Genomic DNA, 1926 nt, shown 5'->3' with positions numbered 1-1926 from the left:
GGCAAACAATTCGCGCGCCTTGTCCTCGTCGCCGGGATAGCCGCCCAGGGGCGTGAGGGCGTCCGGCGCGAAGGCGAGGAAGTTGTCCAGCGCCAGGCGGCGCGTGATGTCTTCTATATGAGGGTTCAGGCCCCGGTTCTCATGGATGACCAGCACGGTGGGCAGCTTGCCGGTGGCGTTGGCCGGCTTCGCGAGGTAGCCCTTGACGGTGCCGGTGCCGGCGGACGACGGGTAGCTGACCATCTCGGTCTTCAGGCGCTTGTCGTCTTTGGGGATTTGCTGCCCCGCAGCAAAGTTCGGGCTCAAGGCGGCCAGCAGGGCGGTGGCCGTCATGCCGGCGGTGGCGAATTTCTGGGCGCGTTCCAGGAAGCCGCGCCGGTCCAGGGTGCCGTGCACATAGGCGTCAAACAGAATCAGCAGTTCCTGGTCAAAGTCCTGGGCAGTCTTGAGTGGCATGGCGGCTCCTGCAAAAAGTCCAGCATAACGATTCAGGCGCCGCCTTGCAAAGAGTGCCTTGCCCGCCACACCGCGGCGGGGTGGCCGATGCTGGCCTGCTATGAAACAAATAGCTGCTGGCGCTCATGCCGGCTGGGCTGGGAGCCTTGTTATGCCTGCGGCGGGCGGAAAACCGGCAAAAACCTGTTTTAATAATGCCTTGGCCGCCGGCCGCTCAAATTGACACGGCGGGCTTTCTGTGACTCACTGGCTCACCGGCCTGCCGGCCGCACTGCCTCCGGCAGCGGCGCCCCACAACGAGGAGAACCGCATCTTGAACCTGATTTCATGGCTGATGGCATTGCTGGGCGTGGCCGTGGGCGCGCTGGCCGGGATCCTGTTGTACGCCCGCGCCTTGCGCAAAAAGGCCGGCGAAAATCTGCGCGTTCCCAAAAAATGGCCGCTGACCGCGCGCGGCGTCGTGACCAACGATGAATATGAAGTCTGGAAATGGATGCGCAGCACCTTTCACGACCACGTGGTGATGCTCAAGCTCCCGGTGCTGCGCTTCACCATTCCTGTCGAAAAAGACAAGGACAAGGAAAAAAACAAGGAAAAGAAAGAACGCCTGCTCGAACTGCTCAACGGCGTCTATACGACCTTCACCGTCTGCACGCTGGACGGCAAGGTGGTGGGCTGTGTCGACCTGCGCGGCAAGCGCGATGTGAGCCGGGCCAGCCGCGAACTCAAGGAAAACCTGCTGTCCGATTGCGGCATCGCCTACACCACGGTGAAGGCCAGCCGACCGCCCAGCGTCAGCGCCATGCGCGCGGCCTTCCTGGGTGAAATCCCCGAAGAGCTGATCCAGGAAGACCAGGAGACGCGCGGCGGCGACAGCAGCTTCCATGCCGACCTGGAGTCTTTCACCCGGGAGCGCATGAAGGCCGCCAAGGACGCCGCGCTCAAGGAACTCAACAAGGAAACCAAGCAGGAGGCCGCCCAGGCCGCCGCCAATCGCAACATCGGCTTCAACCCCGACGGCACCGGCGGCCTTCGCATCGACAAGGGAGACCGTTTTGCCATGCAGTGGGAGGACTCCTTCATCGAACCCGCGGATGCGCGGCCCGCCAAGCTCGAATAAGGGCCGGCCTATGAGCGCGGGCCCCCAGCAGGTGTTTGCCCCGGCACGCCTCCAGCCTTTCAGTCTTGTCCCCCTCGCCATGAAAAAGCCATCGTGAGCAGGCTGGGCCATACCCGCGACAAGATCTACAAGACCGTGGCGCGGCAGCTTCATGGCGTGGTGCCGTGCTGGATCTGCGGCGAACACGTCACGCCCGAGGCTGCGACTCTGGAGCACATCCAGCCGCTCAGCGAGGGCGGCAACAGCCACGCGGAAAACCTCGCCATCAGCCATGAAGTCTGCAACGGCCAGCGGCATGCCGTGGGCACGGTGCCAGCCTCGGCCGCCGCGCCCGGGCGCGTGCTCAGGCG

3 protein-coding genes are annotated in these 1926 nt (G+C 64.1%); 2 read left to right on the top strand and 1 reads right to left on the bottom strand.

Features of this window, described 5'->3' with window-relative positions; translation table 11 throughout:
* The coding region (locus AC1D0P_RS25310; RefSeq protein ID WP_477679252.1) for a dienelactone hydrolase family protein at positions 1-456 on the bottom strand (456 nt) is incomplete at its 3' end.
* Positions 457-769: 313 nt separating this feature from the next.
* Here AC1D0P_RS25310 and AC1D0P_RS25305 point away from each other — a divergent pair.
* Entirely contained in the window at positions 770-1576 is an 807-nt protein-coding gene (locus tag AC1D0P_RS25305) for a DUF2726 domain-containing protein (protein ID WP_477679251.1), read from the top strand.
* Between the two features lie 93 nt (positions 1577-1669).
* On the top strand, positions 1670-1926 hold a 257-nt coding region (locus AC1D0P_RS25300; RefSeq protein ID WP_477679250.1), incomplete at its 3' end, for an HNH endonuclease.

This window comes from Polaromonas sp. P1_G2 (assembly GCF_056405515.1).
The sequence above is the reverse complement of the archived record's forward strand: the minus strand, read 5'-3'. Positions and strand labels throughout refer to the sequence as shown.